This window comes from Butyrivibrio sp. Su6 (assembly GCF_900108105.1).
In the GTDB taxonomy this organism is placed as follows: Bacteria; Bacillota; Clostridia; order Lachnospirales; family Lachnospiraceae; genus Butyrivibrio.
Genome location: NZ_FNUR01000007.1, coordinates 36,840 through 54,379, shown reverse-complemented (window position 1 = coordinate 54,379; position 17,540 = coordinate 36,840). Strand labels below are relative to the sequence as shown.

14 protein-coding genes are annotated in these 17,540 nt (G+C 38.6%); 13 read left to right on the top strand and 1 reads right to left on the bottom strand.

Annotation, left to right across the window (positions count from 1 at the left end):
• The first annotated feature begins 66 nt into the window (after positions 1-66).
• Genes C4S54_RS09080 through C4S54_RS09070 form a run of 3 tightly spaced genes read left to right on the top strand, consistent with a single transcriptional unit; the run spans position 67 to position 1,254 of the window.
• Positions 67-267: a 4Fe-4S binding protein gene (locus tag C4S54_RS09080; protein ID WP_103869250.1), complete on the top strand. Its 201-nt coding sequence runs from the start codon at positions 67-69 to the stop codon at positions 265-267.
• Positions 254-841 carry a 4Fe-4S binding protein gene (locus tag C4S54_RS09075; protein ID WP_103869249.1) on the top strand — a complete coding sequence of 196 codons (588 nt, stop codon included), beginning with the start codon at positions 254-256 and terminating at the stop codon, positions 839-841. The genes C4S54_RS09080 and C4S54_RS09075 overlap by 14 nt, the downstream gene beginning before the upstream one ends.
• A gap of 5 nt (positions 842-846) precedes the next feature.
• Entirely contained in the window at positions 847-1,254 is a 408-nt protein-coding gene (locus C4S54_RS09070) for a C-GCAxxG-C-C family protein (RefSeq protein ID WP_103869248.1), read from the top strand.
• Positions 1,255-1,346: 92 nt separating this feature from the next.
• Here the strand turns inward: C4S54_RS09070 and C4S54_RS09065 are convergent, their stop codons facing one another.
• Positions 1,347-3,080, bottom strand: coding sequence for a DUF6709 family protein (locus tag C4S54_RS09065; protein ID WP_103869247.1), 1,734 nt, complete (start codon positions 3,078-3,080; stop codon positions 1,347-1,349).
• A 160-nt stretch (positions 3,081-3,240) separates the two neighbouring features.
• On the opposite strand from C4S54_RS09065, the gene C4S54_RS09060 reads away from it, so the two are divergent.
• The 10 genes from C4S54_RS09060 to C4S54_RS09010 all read left to right on the top strand — a co-directional run bounded on the left by C4S54_RS09060 (position 3,241) and on the right by C4S54_RS09010 (position 17,528).
• Complete coding sequence (locus tag C4S54_RS09060; RefSeq protein ID WP_330405645.1) at positions 3,241-3,510, top strand: BRO family protein; 270 nt, start codon at positions 3,241-3,243, stop codon at positions 3,508-3,510.
• A 134-nt stretch (positions 3,511-3,644) separates the two neighbouring features.
• On the top strand, positions 3,645-3,947 hold the full coding sequence (locus C4S54_RS09055) for a nucleotidyltransferase family protein (protein WP_242973770.1): 303 nt from the start codon (positions 3,645-3,647) through the stop codon (positions 3,945-3,947).
• On the top strand, positions 3,948-4,283 hold the full coding sequence (locus C4S54_RS09050; RefSeq protein WP_103869245.1) for a HepT-like ribonuclease domain-containing protein: 336 nt from the start codon (positions 3,948-3,950) through the stop codon (positions 4,281-4,283).
• A gap of 4 nt (positions 4,284-4,287) precedes the next feature.
• Positions 4,288-4,581: a hypothetical protein gene (locus C4S54_RS09045; RefSeq protein ID WP_103869244.1), complete on the top strand. Its 294-nt coding sequence runs from the start codon at positions 4,288-4,290 to the stop codon at positions 4,579-4,581.
• A gap of 573 nt (positions 4,582-5,154) precedes the next feature.
• The gene (locus tag C4S54_RS09040; protein ID WP_103869243.1) at positions 5,155-6,729 is read left to right on the top strand and encodes an RNA-binding domain-containing protein; all 1,575 of its coding nucleotides are present in this window, start codon (positions 5,155-5,157) and stop codon (positions 6,727-6,729) included.
• A gap of 356 nt (positions 6,730-7,085) precedes the next feature.
• Positions 7,086-7,361 carry an acylphosphatase gene (locus C4S54_RS09030; RefSeq protein ID WP_103869241.1) on the top strand — a complete coding sequence of 92 codons (276 nt, stop codon included), beginning with the start codon at positions 7,086-7,088 and terminating at the stop codon, positions 7,359-7,361.
• A gap of 17 nt (positions 7,362-7,378) precedes the next feature.
• The gene (locus C4S54_RS09025; protein WP_103869240.1) at positions 7,379-8,587 is read left to right on the top strand and encodes a helix-turn-helix transcriptional regulator; all 1,209 of its coding nucleotides are present in this window, start codon (positions 7,379-7,381) and stop codon (positions 8,585-8,587) included.
• A gap of 86 nt (positions 8,588-8,673) precedes the next feature.
• Positions 8,674-10,641, top strand: coding sequence for an ATP-binding protein (locus C4S54_RS09020; RefSeq protein ID WP_103869239.1), 1,968 nt, complete (start codon positions 8,674-8,676; stop codon positions 10,639-10,641).
• 52 nt (positions 10,642-10,693) lie between these two features.
• Positions 10,694-13,828, top strand: coding sequence for a PD-(D/E)XK nuclease family protein (locus C4S54_RS09015; RefSeq protein WP_103869238.1), 3,135 nt, complete (start codon positions 10,694-10,696; stop codon positions 13,826-13,828).
• Complete coding sequence (locus C4S54_RS09010) at positions 13,809-17,528, top strand: UvrD-helicase domain-containing protein (RefSeq protein ID WP_103869237.1); 3,720 nt, start codon at positions 13,809-13,811, stop codon at positions 17,526-17,528. Before C4S54_RS09015 ends, C4S54_RS09010 begins: the two co-directional genes overlap by 20 nt.
• Positions 17,529-17,540: the final 12 nt, after the last annotated feature.

Sequence of the window (17,540 nt, the reverse complement as noted above, 5' to 3'; positions counted from 1 at the left end):
AATACAATATAAGCATTGGCTGAAAAAAACAAGTATTTTTTATGAAAAAAGAAAGGAAAGTAGGAGATGAGAAAGGCTGTTAATGATATTAACAGATGTGTTGCCTGCGGAGTCTGTGCTAAAGAGTGTCCAAGGGATGCGATCAGCATATTCAAAGGCTGCTACGCAGTGATCAATCATGACAAATGTGTGGGCTGTGGAATATGTGAGGGCGCTTGTCCTGCAGGTTCTGTAAAGGTTATGGAGGTTTCTAATGGCAAAAAATAAGAAGAAAAATTGGTATGATTATCTTTGGATATGGACAATTATTTATTTTGCGCTTGGCTTTTTTAATATTCTTTTTGCGTGGCTTGGTATGATTGATTTCATACTCCCTCTGATATTTGCAATAGCCGGTGGAAATAAGTGGTTTTGTAATCATATGTGTGGAAGAGGCCAGCTGTTCTGGGTTCTTGGAAGAAATTTGAAGTGTTCCAGAAGAAAACAGGCTCCGGCGTGGATTTCATCGACGTGGTTTAGATATGGATTTTTGGCCTTCTTTTTAACAATGTTTGGTACAATGGTATTTCAGACATATCTGGTATTTTCAGGTGCTGAGTCTTTGCGAAAGGCAATAAAACTGTTCTGGACCTTTAAAGTGCCGTGGAAATGGGCTTATAATGGATCTATATTCCCTGATTGGGTAGCTCAGTTTGGCTTTGGGTTTTACAGTCTGATGCTTACATCAACACTTATTGGGCTTATTGTTATGGCATTATATAAAGAGAGAACCTGGTGTTCATTTTGTCCAATGGGAACAATGACACAGGGAATCTGTAAGATTAAGGAGAAGAGAGGATAAAGATTATGACTATAGAGGAAAGAGCAGCAAAGGCTGTAGAAATGAAAACATCCGGAATGTACAACTGTGCGCAGTCAGTAGCTGTGGCACTTGCTGATGAGACAAAGCTTACCGATGAGCAGCTTTGCCAGTTAACCGCAGGATTTTGTGCAGGAATGGGAAACATGGAGGCTACCTGCGGAGCACTTATCGGAGCCGGAATGATCACAGGCTTGAAAACTGAGGGAAAAGGAACTCTTGCCAAAACAAGACAGCTCCAGGAAGAGTTCGGAAGAAGATGCGGTGCCATAAAGTGCAGAGATCTTAAGACCGTTACAGATGGTAAGCCACTTTGCCCTTGCGAAGAGTGCGTAAGAAATGCAGTGATGGTCTATGGCGAAGTTATGGCACTGGGGGTAGAGGGACGGGATTAACGGCCCATTTTGAACTTAAATTAGAACAGTAAAAAATCCTTTGTGCCGGTGTGCTTATAAAAAATACACCGGACAAAGGATTTTTTTAGCTGTTAAGCTCCAATTCTTTTCTGATTTTCATCATTATATCCAAGCAAAATATTAGGATTCTTTTGACTTATGATATTATAGACTTCATTTATCATATTTTGATTAAAGTCATTGGTAGGAAGCGACAGGATAGATACTGCTCCAAAAGTTTTGTTATACACGGTTATCCCTGAGTTGACAGTTTTTCCATACTGGGTCATATTGCTTGGATACATCCATGTTATGTCATGATAGTTAATAAACAAGCTGTCATTTTCCTTTTTGCTGTTATCTTTATATGCTGAAAATGAGTGAAGAAGCACAATGTAATTCTCAGTGAGATACAGATTCTGAGGATATTTGCGGACTCCCAGAGCCTCAAGTTCTTTTTCCATCTGTGCATAGGATGCATCTGAAAGATAGCTTAATTTTTTAAGCATCAGCCCTGATTTTACAATGTAATCAATTCCAAAGTATAAAAGGAAAATAGCAATAATACCAAAAAAGATCGCGGTAGTTTCTATTTTTTCTATAGGAAAACCGCTGCCATTATAATCATTTTGAACATGAAGCATGTATTTGCCGTAAGTAGCGTCATATTCATCAGAGTTAATAGCAAAGTAGTCTTTTAGCTTTCCTTTTATTTCGTTTGAAGGAGCTTCAAGGTAACCGACAAGCTTGTAACTTCCTGTGTTTTTAACTGAAGTATCAGCTTCAGTATATTGTTCGTTGTCCATTATAGCGATGAAGCTGTGTTCATTTTCTACAAGATAATAATTGTTATCATTATAGGAATAAATCATAGAAGGGCTTTTGGTTATTACAAGTTCTGCAGCATCGTTGTTTTTGACATTATCGATGCCATCAGTGTTTGTCATATCGAAGCGATTTACTGAACCGTTTGTTATAGCCGAATAGTGCTGGTTATATATAAGCATTCCGCCGGGAATTGCGATGCATACAATGATTGCAACCAGGCAAAAAGCAGCTTTTTTGATCATCGAGTTATAGCTTTTCCTGATAATTGAATCAGTCATTCTTTTTCTGGCTTCAGATTTTGTGACAAGTGGAGTCATAGGCTGAGAATAATCGGCATCTGCCATCACGGGAGTATCAAAACCACTTAGCTTATTTTCTCTTTCTTTCATGATCATAGATAATATAACTATCGTGCATACTAGGCCGATAAGAAAGATCACAGCACCAATGATCACATTGCTTAATAGATCGTCAACCGGCTTTGTACTTAGTGTTGAGTATCTGATCCTGAAATTGTCATCAGTAATGCCGAGTTTTTCAAGTGACTGCTTGTACATGATACCAAGTTCACTGTCTTTTATAAGCTCGGATGCGCTTATGTCTAGTGTACAAGGCTCTAATGTAAAGCTGTCTGCCTCATAATTGAGATATGCCCAGGTATCATCGCATATTCTGTCAAGTTCTTTAACTGTTTCTTTGTCGTCTGTAGTCAGGATAGCGATTGAATCATCATCAAGCCAAACTGCGTAATACCAGCTTGACGGAGTGCTTCCAGAACTTTCAGTAGCAAAGCAGGTAAAAACTGCGTCTATAGTAACCTGATAGTAGCCATCCTCGATATCTTCATTGTTGTTAATGGAAAGAGCAGCATTGTAGTCTTCCAGACTACCGTTGTTTTTGGATATTAGTGTATCTATGTCTGACATCAGGAAAAAACCTACTGCCAACATAACAATACAGCCAATAAGTTGTAAGAATCTGTTACTTTTAGTCTTCATATTTACTTTTTCCCCCAAGTTAGCGTTTTCCTGATAATTATATTTGAAGAAATTCAGTTAGGCAACCCATATCCTGAACGGATGGCCCTAGGACCATTTGTGTCCTATTCGTCTGCCACGGCATAGTACGAACAAAAAGTAACAAAGCCATGTGGTGGGTGTGTTAACTGAGCAGCAGACCTTTGATGGAGCTCGTGACTATTGGAAAGTGCTAAAAAGCAGGCTTAAGGAGGAAGGAAATCAGTTGGTTACAAATTGTAACCAACTGAAAATGAAGTCTCCTAAAGATGGGAAAAGGTATAAAGCTGACGTGGCAAATACTGAGCAACTCCTTAGAATTATTCAGTCTATTCCTTCAAAAAAAGCCGAACCATTTAAAATGTGGCTTAATATGAAGGGTAAGGTAGATATGGTATTTAAAGCTAACTAACAATAAAGACTTATATAGATTAATAACTGGTTCGAAGAGTAAGGGGGGTTCGTGAATATATTATAATAATTGAAAAAATGTTATAATGAAGTCACAAAAGAAGTCCGTCAACAATTATTATGAGGAACAGGGCTATGATGATAGCTACCAAGTATTCAATCAAAGAAATAAAGGATATGGTCAGGTCACTTGTTGAGAAATACTCAGCTGATGGGGCTGTTATTTTTGGTTCCTATGCAAGAGGAGATGCTACAGAGGACTCTGATATTGATGTGATGATCATTGGAGGACAATATTTTGATCCGACAGATGTATTCTGTATAGCTGATGAACTCTATGACATCTCGGGCAAACAAGTTGATGTTTATGAGGAACGTGAGATAGATAGAAACTCAGAGTTTTTTAGAAATATACTTAAGGACGGAGTAAAGGTTTAAATGCAGTATACTGACGAGCAGAGAATTGAAAAAATAAAAGTAACAGTTTCAAAGCTTCAGGAATATGTTACCAGTTCAGGGCTTACAAGAGACAAAATTTTAGAAGATGAAACAATAAGATGGACTTTAACAACACCGCTATATAACATAGGTGAGCATGCATATTATCTGAGCAAGGAGTTTAAGGAAACGAACTCAGATATTCCATGGGCAAAAATATCAGGACTTCGCCATAGATTAGTTCATGATTATGAAAATACCAATTGGACAATAATCTGCGATATTGTATTTGATGTTATTCCGGAGTTTAAGAAGCAGCTTGACGGGATAAAATAGGTAAATGAAAATGACAAAGAAACAGAATAACACCGTATCAAAACCTCTACCTTTTATTGCCCCAGGTTCGGAGAAGAAGATTACTCCAGAAGAAATGAATAAAAGAAAGATAAAGTTTGAGAGACTAGAGAAGATTGGTGAGAAACATACTGTTATCACCGGTCATGATGTTGATGGCGAAACTGAAAATCCTTATAGGATCAAAGCCATGATTTTGATAAATCAGGACAAAGATGTGCCGGAAGAGTTATTAAAACAGATTGAGGAATACGATAAAGAATTGTTGAAAACTAAATGAAGAGTTTACAACAATAAAATAATTACAGTGAGCACCTGTTTTACTCCGTGTGAGAGTAAGACAGGTGTTTTATTTGTTCGTTTTTTAATCTACGAACAACTTCGGCAATCTCTCTAAAATTAGGATATATGTGCCAAAGTGCCAGACTTAAAAAATGGAAATGATACTAATAAATAATGGTTGCTATTGTACTTTTTAAGGTGTGGAATTTACTTAAGATTTTACTCAAAATGAAGGAGAAGATATAAAAAGATAAATGGAGATATGAGTAAAAATGGGATAAAATTGTATGAGTAGAATATGAGTAAAAGTGAAGAAAAGGGAAGATAAGAGTAGATAAAATGGGAAAAGTAAGAGTTTTATTCGTCTGCCACGGCAGGATTTAATGCCAAAGTAAAGAATGGCGGAAATAAGCCATTTATGGGCAGAATAGTATCTGATTTACACCTTTTGAGGTGAACTACCCGATGAATGATGCAAGCACTTTGCATAATGCAGGGTGTTTTTTCTTTGGATTGATTGACAAAAACTTTGGTTTGAGATAAAATTTCTTTGGATTCGGAGGATAAAACTATGGATTATAGACAGATAAAAAAACAGGCAAATGAAATACTTAAGAACAAAACAGCAGAATGCTCGTATATAGAATACAAGGCATCAGAGCAACAGCTGGATAAAATATTAAAAACCATCTGCGCATACGGAAATAACTATTACAACAATGATATTCAATATATTTTTATTGGTGTCGAAGAGGAAAATAACGAAGAACAGAAAGCGATTCCGGTTCTTCCAATCAAGGGAGTTACTGAAGGACGGCTGGAAAAATGCAAGAATAGCATCAATTCATTGCGCTCTTTTTTATATCCCAATGTTGCGTTTGAAGTAGTAGCAAATGATATGGATGGAATCAGTTATTTGCTTATTATTGTAAAGCGCCAGACCGGAGGGCCTTTCATGGTGGCTGAAAAAGCTGAAAAAGACAAAAAGATTAATCTTAAACCGGGAAGATATGTGAGAATTGAAGCGGAAACACGTCTTGCGAGAGTAGATGAAGAGTATGATCTGCTGCGTAAGTTTTCCAATTTTCATTTTAGTTCGATTGTAAGTTCCGGTGCTTCAATTGATGACTTAGATATTGACTTATTAAGAGAATACTTTTCTATTACAAGCTCAAGACAAATCAGTGATGGAATGGAAAAGAAAGAGCTGGCTAAGGCCCTGGATTTGATTGATAAAAATGATCCAACTGAAAGACGAGTTAAAAATTATGCTGTACTCATGTTTTCCGGGCATCCGGAAGATCGTATTCCATATGCATATACGGAACTAATAGTTGATATGTTTGGCACAAAAAGAAAGATGGAATCCAAAGTATTTAAAGGTGCAGTTTGGAAACAGTATTATGCTGCGTTGGAGTACATCAATAACAATTTCTTAAATGAATTGGTTATACGTGATGATGGCAACTCAGATAATCGTAAAATCGAGAACTTCACGTTTATTGCACTGGAAGAATTGCTTGCAAATGCCATTGTTCATAACAACTATGAAAATGGTAAGCCAATCCAGATTTATGTGTCTGAAAAACAGATAAACATTGTGAATTATAACAAGCCGTTACCGCCTATACGCATAAGTGATCTGAATGAGAGAACGTTTTTTAACGAGCGAGACACGGAGAATCCTGAAATCAGGGATATGTTTAAAGCATTAGGCATTATAGAATCTTTCGGAACAGGTATCGGGGAAGCCAAAAGATCAATGCGGGAAAATGGATCTCCGGATCTTTTCTATAAGACTTTTGATGTAAATGACAACGTTACTTCTGTGGTTATACCTGTAAATGAAGAATACTATGAAATAAAAAATGGCTCAAAACCAAAGAAAAAAGTTTGGATTGAGACTGAAACCAAAGATTTCAAGCAGAAAATCTTGGATTCGGGGTATACAAATAAAATAAAACAAAACGTATTGAAGTTATATGAGGAAATCGGGACAGAGGTTTTTGGGAATTCTCGAGTAGTCGAAATTCTTGGTTGTTCGGAAGTGACAGCAACGTCCTATTTGAAAAGGATGGAGGATGAAATGAAGATCATAGTTCCGGTAGAAGGAATGGGGAAAGGGAAATATAAGTTTTCTGTATAAGTACAATAGTGAAATGATGATAGGAAAAGTATTTATAGAAAGACTAAAAATTCTGGAGGAATCAGCAGATGGAGAGATGACGCCGGAGAAGAGTTTATCAGTATCGATATCGTATATCAGAAAACTGAGCAGCTCCGCGGACTTTCTCTTCTTGGAGCAGATAACCCTCCTGGAATCTACAGCCTTGGGCTTACTGGATTAGAGAAAAATGCAGATGGACTGTACAAGGCAGAAGATGTTCTGAAGCGTTTTTCAGAATCTATAGATGCCTATGATTATTTGGTTGAAGAGTACATGGACAATGCGGCATAATAATTACCGGTACATCAACTGGTAAAAGAACGGGATTAAGATTTATGTCAGAAATAATCAGAGTACATCTGAATTTTAAAGGATATGTGCAGGGAGTTGGTTTTAGATATACTGCGTATCACACTGCAATCATGTACGGCCTTACCGGCTGGGTAAAAAACGAGTGGAACGGCTCTGTTACTGTGGAAGCCCAGGGAAATCCCGCTGCCATAGATATGTTTATCCAAAAAGTAAAGGATGGACGCTTCATAGAAGTGCTTGATATGACAAAAGCGACTATCCCACTGGAGGATGAAAGCAGTTTTCAGATTAGGTATTAAAGAGAGGTATTAACTTCGTGAAAAACGATCAAGAAAAGCTACTGTCTTCATATATGGAATTATGGATATTATACGTTCTCAGGATGTATTCAGACGATGAGAATCCAATGACAGTTGCACAAATATCTGCTAAAGTGACTGCTTTGACGGGGCTTGGAGAAAACAATATAAAGGATGGCGAGGCTAATCCAATTGCTAAAACCGTTTCAAGACGTCTTCAGGAAATGGAAACACTAGGGAATCTATACAGTTCTGGTAATCAGTCAGCATATGGGGAGGCATTTTACAGAGTAATGGGGGGACAGGTGAAAGCACTGGGCACCAGACCAGTATCCTATTACTATGAACCAATTCTAAGTGGTGGAGATGTTTCGATGATCTGCGCTGCTGTTGAGAGTAATCACTATTTATCCATGGAGGAAACAGAGTTCCTTATTCGAAGATTGGATGCTGCTTGCAGTTATAAAGATGGAGAAAAAGAACTTCTATCATATAAGAAGGATAGAAGCGCGTTAAGGCTTCCCAGAAGGCCTGAAAAGGGCTATGATGCTTTGCTTCCCCCATCGAAAGCATCGGTAACTTTAAAGAAGTTTTCTTTGCTTCAATATGCCATCAAGCATCAGCTTATGGTTAAGGTGATTCCGGGAACTTATGCTACTGAGAATGATAGGACTGTCTTTATTCCAAAGAGAGAGAAGGAGAGTATACTCAATCCTTATGCGATGTTATGCCAGAATGGACAGTATTATTTAATTGCGACACATGAAGGCTATAGTAACCCAACCCATTACCGGGTGGATAGGCTTTATGCAATTGAACTAATTAAAACAGGGGACGGGAAGAAAATCCGGTTTAAAAGGAGAGAAGAAATCCCAGTAAAACTTCAGAAATTTTTTAAGGGAAAGAAATTTGATGCAGATTCATATACAGCAAAATATCCACTCATGGCATATTATGGTGATAATGGTATTAAAAAATGTGAGCTTTTGTGTAAAAAGAACGCAATCACTGTTGCCATTGATTATTTTGGTGCAGGAAATGATGTGAAGATTGTTGAACAGGATGATAAATATGTAAGATTAACAGTGTTTGCTGATTATGACAATGTAAAGATGTTTTGTGTTCAGCAGTATACTATCGTTAAGCCGTTATTTCCTGAAAGCTTAACCGTTGATGTTCAAAACGCGATTAAAAAGACAATAGATGAATTGGACAGATTTGTCTAATGTATATTCCATAATTGCTTTATCCTAAGACCGTGGAGAGAATCCCATGGTCTTTTTCTTTTGACCTAGTATGTAAGGAGGATTATATGGCAAAGAATCTTAAACTATTAGAACCGGATGTTTGTGAGATATTTCTTAAGCATGAAAATGAAAAAGGAAATAATAAGGAAAAATGTAGATACTTACATATCAGTACCGAGTATTCCAAAGCTGATCTTGAGAATGATATTAAGGCTGGCGCAGTCCAGTACAAGGCATGCAGAGAATTCCTGGACGGCCAAGGAAGCGATATGGTTATTATTATTTGCGATACTGAGGAAGAAGGTTTTAAAGCAGTTACATATCTTGCTGCAAGTATAGGCTTTGCAAATGAAGATTCTGGGGCAGATGAAGATGATTATTGTGCATTTGATTACGACAACAATATACCAGTGATAGATATAAATGAGCTCCTTAGTTACGATATGTCGGAAAATCCAAATTTTACAGATGGACCTTTTTCGATGAATTATAACATGGAACAAAAGAAATCTGATCCATATTGGATAGATTATGAAGGAGATGTCTGCATTGTGGACAAATGTATGGCCGATGAAGATGGAAACATTGCGTTATACAAGCATGACCAGGGTATGGGCTTCATATATAATCCTTTAGATCACAAGGATTTATGGCATGAATCTTTTTGCAAATTTATGAAAAATGGCTGTACCGTTTATTACATATTAGTAAGAAACACCGGCACAAAAGATCTTTTTCAGGAAAAGAAGGAAACAGAAGTTTCGGAAATAGATACATCGCTTACGTGGACTCCCTACATGCAGAAATATGATGAAGATTTTTCTCTGTGCTCTCTGATACTTAGATATACTGCAGAGGTTATTAACATAAATGCAAAAACAGCAGAAAAAGAAAACTATTATAGTATTTTATTTAAAAATTATCTAAGTGATTATGGCTATTCTCTTGAAAAGAGGTTCCCACTTAGAAAACTATTAAAAAATATTTGTTTTATGGATGACAACCCATGCAGAGCAATAGACAGGATACTTAAATATATTAAGCATAAATACCCTCAGAAAACTGTCCTTACCAAAGAGATGTTCTCAGAGACAGGGGTCCTTAAAAATGTCTTGGAAAAAGCACAGGAGAATAAAAAGGAAAAATCCGATACAGTTAAGATGGATGACCTTGTTGGAATGGAAGATGTAAAGCGGCAATTTGAGAACATTATAAAGTCAATCAAATTTAGTAACGAAAGGAGAAGAAGAGGCTTACCGGGACTTGATTATAGAAATATATTCCTGCTCATAGGTGCACCCGGTACTGCCAAGACCACAATGGCTAATATTCTGGGACAAAGAATGAAAGAGGAGCATCTCCTTGGCGGAACAAGGTTTGGCTCTTTTTCAGGAGCGCAACTCAAGGGACAGTTTGTTGGTCAGACTGCGCCTAGGGTTCATCAGATATTCGAGGATCATGACATTATCATTATTGATGAAGCATATTCACTTACTGCATCTGATATGGGTGGTATGGATACATATTCCCAGGAAGCGCTGGCACAGCTCGCTATTGAGCTGGAGGATCATGGAAAAGACAGACTAATCTTCTTTGCCGGTTATGGCGGAGCGGATGTCATGGAGAGGAATAACAAGATGAAGGAGTTTCTGGACTCCAATCCGGGGATTAAGAGCAGGATTAACGGAACTATCGTATTTCCATCATATAACGCTATTCAGATGATTGATATAGTTAAGGGAATTGCCGGCAGATACGGCTTTATGTTTGAGGAAGATGCTATGGGCCCTGTTTATACTTATTTTGAGAAAAGAGTGAATGATAGCAACTTCGGTAATGGACGTGAAGCAAGAAGTTTTGTAGATAACTGTCAGATGACCATGGCCGAGAGAATCATGGAAATACCGGTAGCAAAGCAGACCAAGAGGATGATGCAGGTGATTACGAAAAAGGATGTAATTGACACTGTGAAAAAGCTCTCAGAGGCGGATGATAATCAGTATGGGCGCGTAGTTAGATATGGTTTTGCGTGATATAATGATAATGTATTGACGCTTAATAAGGCATTTATAAGGAGAATTGACTATGATGCTATCAGAGTTTGCAACTAAGAGTACCGATGGAAGGAAGATTGTATTGGCAAACAGGGTGTCTTATGCCAATTCTCTTTTCCGACGGCTCAATATACAGCATGGAATAGATATATTTAATATTGAGGCCATGACTTTAAGCGATGTGGCAAAGGAACTCTATATAGGGTATTGTGCGGTTAAAGGTGAGAAATTTCCACAAATACTTGATTCGGATGAATCTCTTTATGTATTTGATGAACTGCTACATCATCATGAATGTAAGACTTTAGCGGCGCAGAGCCTTACTCTGACTACAGTAAGGGATATTTTGAATTGTATAAATGAACTTAGGCAAAACGATCTTACAGATGACTATGGCAGTGATGGTGGTGCCAAGGTGACAGAGATTAAGGAAATCATTGCTGTCTATGAAGATACATTAAATGAGAGAGAACTTTACGACACCTCCAGATTATATAGTAAATCAATAGAGATATTGGAAGGAATAGCAGATCAAAAAGAGCTGTCGTTGTACCTTCCATATCTTTCAAAGGGGGCAGTGCTGGGAAACCTTATTTCCAACAAATGGAGTGATGTTGAAGAAAGACTCATAGCTCTTTTGACAAAGTTTCTTAGGTTCAATGATGAGCAGGGACTTTATGAGCTTGAGGACTACATGACAGATATTGACTTGAAAAAAGCTCTTGAAAATAAAGATATAAACATTTACAGAGCATACGGCTGTGCCAATGAAGTCCGCCAGGTTGCATTTGACATAAAGAACTGTAAAACGAATATCTATGGCGATGTACAGGTGTTTTACACAAGCCCCGAGTACCTTAATTATGTTAAGGCTTCTTTTGATGCAGATGAGATTCCTTATGTCATCTCTAATGGGTATCCGGCAACAGAGCTCAACTTAACCCAGCTGATGCTAGCACTTATTGCGGCGGCTAGAGAAAACTATTCATATGAGCTACTGGAAAACGTTTGCCTTAACCCTGCGGTTACCTTTGAAAATGTGGCTGAATCTGACTCTGTCTACATTAACCCTGTGGCTGGATATAATGATGCACTTTCGAAGGGTATTGGTTGGAGCAAGGAGCGCTATATTGAGTATCAGAAAAGGACTCAAAAAGAGGCAGAGGATGCCATAAGCGAAGTCAGCAAGGATGATTCCAAAACACAGGATGAAAAAAAATACATTGTTGAGAGACAAAAAGGAAAAGAAATCTTTGCAGACTTTCTTACAAAGTTTGTGGATGTATTCGATCATGAAAAGAGTGCCAGTAAAATTCTCTTGGAACTTTGGGAGTTTGTGCGGCTATATACTTACAAGAAAAACAGGGAAAGAGAAAAGCTTTCAGAGAGTATTTATACACAGGTGAAAAAGCTTGAGTACTATGATAAAGAACGAAGCTTTGAGGATAGACTGACTTTAATAGAAGACTTTCTTAATCAGCTGACTGTCAATGATGAGCCTGAACCGGGGGCGGTTGCAATCAGTGTAATGAAGGGCATTCAAGTTGTTGAGAGGAGTCTGGTTTATATTTTGGGACTCTCGGCGGGAAAGCTCTCGGTGGATACAAAGCAGTCACCTATCCTTTTGGATGATGAAAAGAGAAGGTATATAAAGAATGCAGGGAAGGATACCTGCCCGGTTGTTTTGGCGGGTGAAAAAAACAGCGCAAGACGAAAGGATATCTGCAGGACTCTGGCAGAAATCAATAATGGAGGTATTACATTTCTATATAACGATTACGACACCACAGCTCTTAGGCAGAGCAGCCCGTCAGTTTTTTTATGGGAGATAGCAGAGGAACTTGGAATAAAAGAGAAAGACTTCAAGGAAGCTATCGGATACCCTATCGTGAAAGACGACATAAGAATTGACGCCGATGATCTTCAAAAGGGTATTTATGATTACGGAGAGAAGAAACGCAAGGAGGCGGAAGAAAATCGGAAGAAATCTGGTAAAGAGGTTTTGAAAAAGAAAAAGCTGGACAGCATTACAATTAGTGCTACCGGTCTTCAGACGTTCCTGTCCTGTCCATTGGCCTACTATTACAGCTATGTGAACGGTCTTAAGGTATATGATCAGAAAAGTCCGTCAGGGGCAACCTGGCTCACTGCTTTTACAAAGGGAAATTTGTGCCATTACAGCATGGAAAAATATTTTTCTGAGTTGATGCCTCCTAAAGCACCATTCACAGGAAAGGTGGATGAGGTCAGATTAAGGGAAATTGTAAGTGAATGTGCCAAAGAGATCGAAATGGTTGAACCATACATGTCAAAGGCCATCAGAGATAAAGAGGAACAGTACTACTACGACAAGATGCTATCTTATCTTAAAGACAGGGTTAGCTGCTGGCAGCTGGACAATCAATGGAAGGTCATTGGCTGCGAGATTGCATTTGAGGGCGTTGAATATGAATGCGTTTCCAAAAAGGGAGAGCATTTAAAACTCTCATTCAACGGATCGATTGATAGAATGGATGGATACATTGATGATGATAAGTGGCTTCATTTGCGTATCCTTGATTATAAGACAGGAAAGAAAGAGAGTAAGCTGGACGAAGTGGACAAGGGCGTCCAGATTCAGCATTACCTTTATGGAATCGCAGCTATTAAGTACATTAAAGATCATCAGGAAGAACTTAGGAAAATTTTTGAAGTTGAGAAATTCGCAGGATATAGTTTCGATGAAATAGGTTATGAGTTCCCTTACGAGAGCAAGGAGAATTATGGGCTGTCAGTTACTTTTATTATGAATGGCTGCGGCAATGTGCTAAGTGGGGGACTGGATGATCTGAAAATTGATTTTCAGGAGAATACCAAAGACCTTATGTGCAAGGTGCTTGGCGCGTATCAGGCAGGCAACCTTAAAGATATTCCTGCAGAATGTGACAAGTTTATTGACCAATCCATAGAGAATGAACTTCAGAAAAAATTAGATAAAGAAAACAAAAAAATCAGCGATAGGTTTGAAAAGAATAATAAGCCTATAAACGATTCGGATCTTTTAAAGATTGAAGATGTGAGAATGAAATACACTCTGAAAGACTATTGTAAGGAGAGATACTGCGATTATAAAGACGTCTGCAGAAGATGGGTTGGAGGAATAGAATATGAGCAATCAGATGAATAATGGTTTGACAGAGCGGGACGCAAGGGAAGAGATAGCAGCAAACAGTGACCCTGAAAGCTTAAAAAAGAATATGTTTGTGGAAGCCGGGGCCGGGGCTGGAAAGACATACCTTATAGTACAAAGGATAGTGAATCTTCTTAAGCAAGGAGTAACTCCCTCCCAGATTGTAGTTATAACCTTTACTAATGCAGCAGCTGAAGAATTGAGAGGTAGGATTACAGGACAGGTACAGAAGGCTTCTCTTAACGACGAGACTCTAAAGAGTGCTTTTTCCACTTTGGATGAAATGAATATATCCACTATCCACAGTTTTTGTAATGTGTTGTTGAAGGAGCAGGCAACTACAGCAAAACTTCCCCTTGATCTTACTGTAATAGAGGATAAGGATGAGCAAAAGCTTCTTAAGAAGCTTTTTAATGCATATTTGAGAGAGACGTTTGACTCCAAAGAGTGGAATCGTCTTGAGAAAATGTGCCCTAAAACGGATGCTCAGGGACATGACCTAAAACAATCTCCCAGGGAAATCATTCGTGACCGCATGTATAAAATGTTCCAAGGGATATTTGCACAGCCTGATGGTGTTGAGATTAAGCATAAGAATTCCCAAGAGCTTAATAAGGAACTGGAATTCCTTGAAAGTCTGGAACTTGATAATCTGAATGGCGAGATTTGTGCTAGGGTAAGTAGGATAAAGAATAAGGTGCTGGAAAGCGCAAATAGCCTTATCATAGCCGATGAAAAAAAGTTATCTTCTTTTGACAAACTTCCTGAGGATGAAAAACTTATAGGAAAATCGTTCAGAGAAACGGATTTTATCTTTAAACAGGAAGATGTGCTACAGGAAGATAAATATTTCCTTAAGTGGGCATTGTCTGGGGTTAAGATTTTCAATAAGCCAAATACCAAAGCTTACAATAAAGATGGAATTGAAGATGCTCACCGGGCAATTAAAGCTTTGGTGGATAAGGAATACAAAGATATTAAGGCACTTGCAGGTGACGAGAAGGATGTTAAGTCTTTAGCTTATTCCATAACAAACGATGTATTTAACTGCAATTTACTCATTCATGCTGATAAGGCGGCCAAGTTCTGCAAGGAGAGATTTCCATCAAATATGGTTACAAATGATATGCTCCTTGAACTTGCAGGAAAGCTTATTTGTGATGAGGAAAATGACAGTGCATTGCGTTATTTTTCATCCAAGTACAAATGCTTTTTTGTGGATGAATTCCAGGATACGGACAGCATTCAGGCCGACTTTATTTACAGGCTTGCATCTGACTTAACAGACACTGAGCACATACGCTTAAGGGATGGTGCATTATTTGTTGTAGGTGATCCGAAGCAGTCCATCTATAGGTTCAGAGGGGCTCAGCCAGAGGTTTATTTTGATATAAAAGATCGCATGAAAAAGCTGGACAATGCTGTAGTGTATGAACTTAAATGGAACTTCAGGAGCAACAATGAACTTATTGACTGGATAAACAATAAGTTTGAAGAAGCTGATGGCATGAGGGGGAATACCGATCCAGAAAACATAATGTATATAGTTGATAAAGGACACCCCTATATACCTATGGAACCGCAAAAAAAGGTGGCAAAAGGTGATGATAAGCTTCTGAAAGGTCCTTACAGATATACTGTTGCAGATAGCTTTACCATCCGAGCGGAGCCAGACGCTGCCAGTGGGGAGGGCAGTACTAAAGAGTGGTTTGTGCCTTCCGGATATAACTCGCAGAAAGATGTTCAGGACGTAGTGGATCTTATAAAAAACCTTATAGATGGTGGCTACAAGATCACGGACTACGATGAAAACACTCATGAGCCATTCTCAAGGAAAATCATCCCATCAGATATTTTGTTGATGACCCATAAAAAGGGCAATATGAAACAATATCTGACGGAGTTAAAAAAATGCGGCATTTCAGTTAGGCTGGATGGAGAGGCTTCCCTGACAGAGGACATTTATGTCAACATCTTTCTTCGTATCTACAGGCATCTCATAAATCCAAAGGACAGATTCGGCAGAGTGGCAGCTCTTGAAGCGATAAGAATGACGGATCTTATAAAGGATGAGGAGAAGCTGGATGTTTATTCGGACTACCTTTTGGATTCTTTAAGAAAGGGCACAAGAGGAATGACCCCCTATGGGGTGGCGGAATACCTGGAGAGGCAGCTGTCAGCTCTTTTGCATAAGGACAAAGACATCTCATTTATTGATGTTAATACCTCAATGGCCAGAATAAGACAGATGATTGAGTATGTATGTCAGAATGAGCATGGTAACGGGATTAGTATAATTAAGTCTATGGAAAGCTTCATACAGGACAAATTGGAGCATGAACTGACTTTGGAGAGAAATGCTGATTCATCAATCAGACTTATGAACCTTCACAAAACCAAGGGCCTTGAAGGCAAGATCGTGATAATCGCTGACAGGAACAACAAGATATGGGAACAGAAGCTGTCGTCATATAGAAGAGGCAATGAGTATTATCCCGGTTATAGAATCCTGAAGGCATATTGGAATCCATGGGAGAAGGATAAGGATCTGCTTGCCTCATATGTGGCAGAGGAAAAAGCAGAATTTCACAGGCTTGAGTATGTTGCGGTCACGAGGGCAGAGCAGGTGGTTATATTTATGAATACTGTTGCTCCGGGATGCATTTTTGCCAACAGAGTGGTTGAAGAGACAAAGAACTATAAGCATGAGATTGTTGATACCAGTCTTAAGGACGGATTTGATTATAAATTAAGGGAGTTGCCTTCGATTGAAGAAATTATTAATGAAAAAAAGAATGCGCCAAGAGAACCCAAGGCTAGCGATAAGTATGATGTAAGAAAGGATAATTACACCTATCTGTTGGAAAAAGATAATGATGCTGATGAGAGGAAGCATGCTATCTATGAAAAGCAGTCTCCGAGTCTTCTTGAGGTTAAGGAAAACGAGCGTGTTTTTAGAAAAGAAGTTCTAGAAAGAGCAGAAAAGCAGGGAATTACCAGGGAAAGTCAGAAGAGTAAAGCTTTGAAACGCCCCAGTGGCAATCACGTAGGAAATGTTCTTCATAGGACCATGGAGCTTTTGCTGGAGAGATACGACAGTGAGGCTGGCGATGAAGAAGCGCAGAATATTGCTCTTGCAGCTACAAGACAGGCCCTCTTTGAGCATATAGATGAAATAGAAAGAGGCGGTGCAAAGAAAGAGGATGCTCAGAGCGAAGAAGACACGGCGATATGGACTAAAGAAGAATATACTCCAAAGGAGGTAGAAGCTTTTATCGGCCAGTGCGCCAAGTCATATTATAGGTGGCTAATGGATCAGGAAAGCAGTCTTTTAAAAGGGTGTAGCCACATATATACAGAGCTTCCATTCTCATACTATTCTGATGATGAGGAGCAGAAGATCTTCATGAAAGGAAATGCGGACCTTATTATAACCAAGGAAGATGGCTCGGCAGTACTTATAGACTATAAGTCGGATCATGATTACTGTGTGCCTGAGGAAGATATACAGGGGGTATTTAAAGAAAAATATGGGCCGCAGCTTAGTGTTTACAAAAAGATAATAAACAGGCTCCTCAAGATTCCTGAGGACAAGATATCCTCTTATATTATTTCGTTTAGTCAGAAGGACTGTGAAGGAACAGTGTATGAGGATACATCCATCAGGGTGAGGTGCACGGAAATAGTAACATGTTAATTGATTGGCATG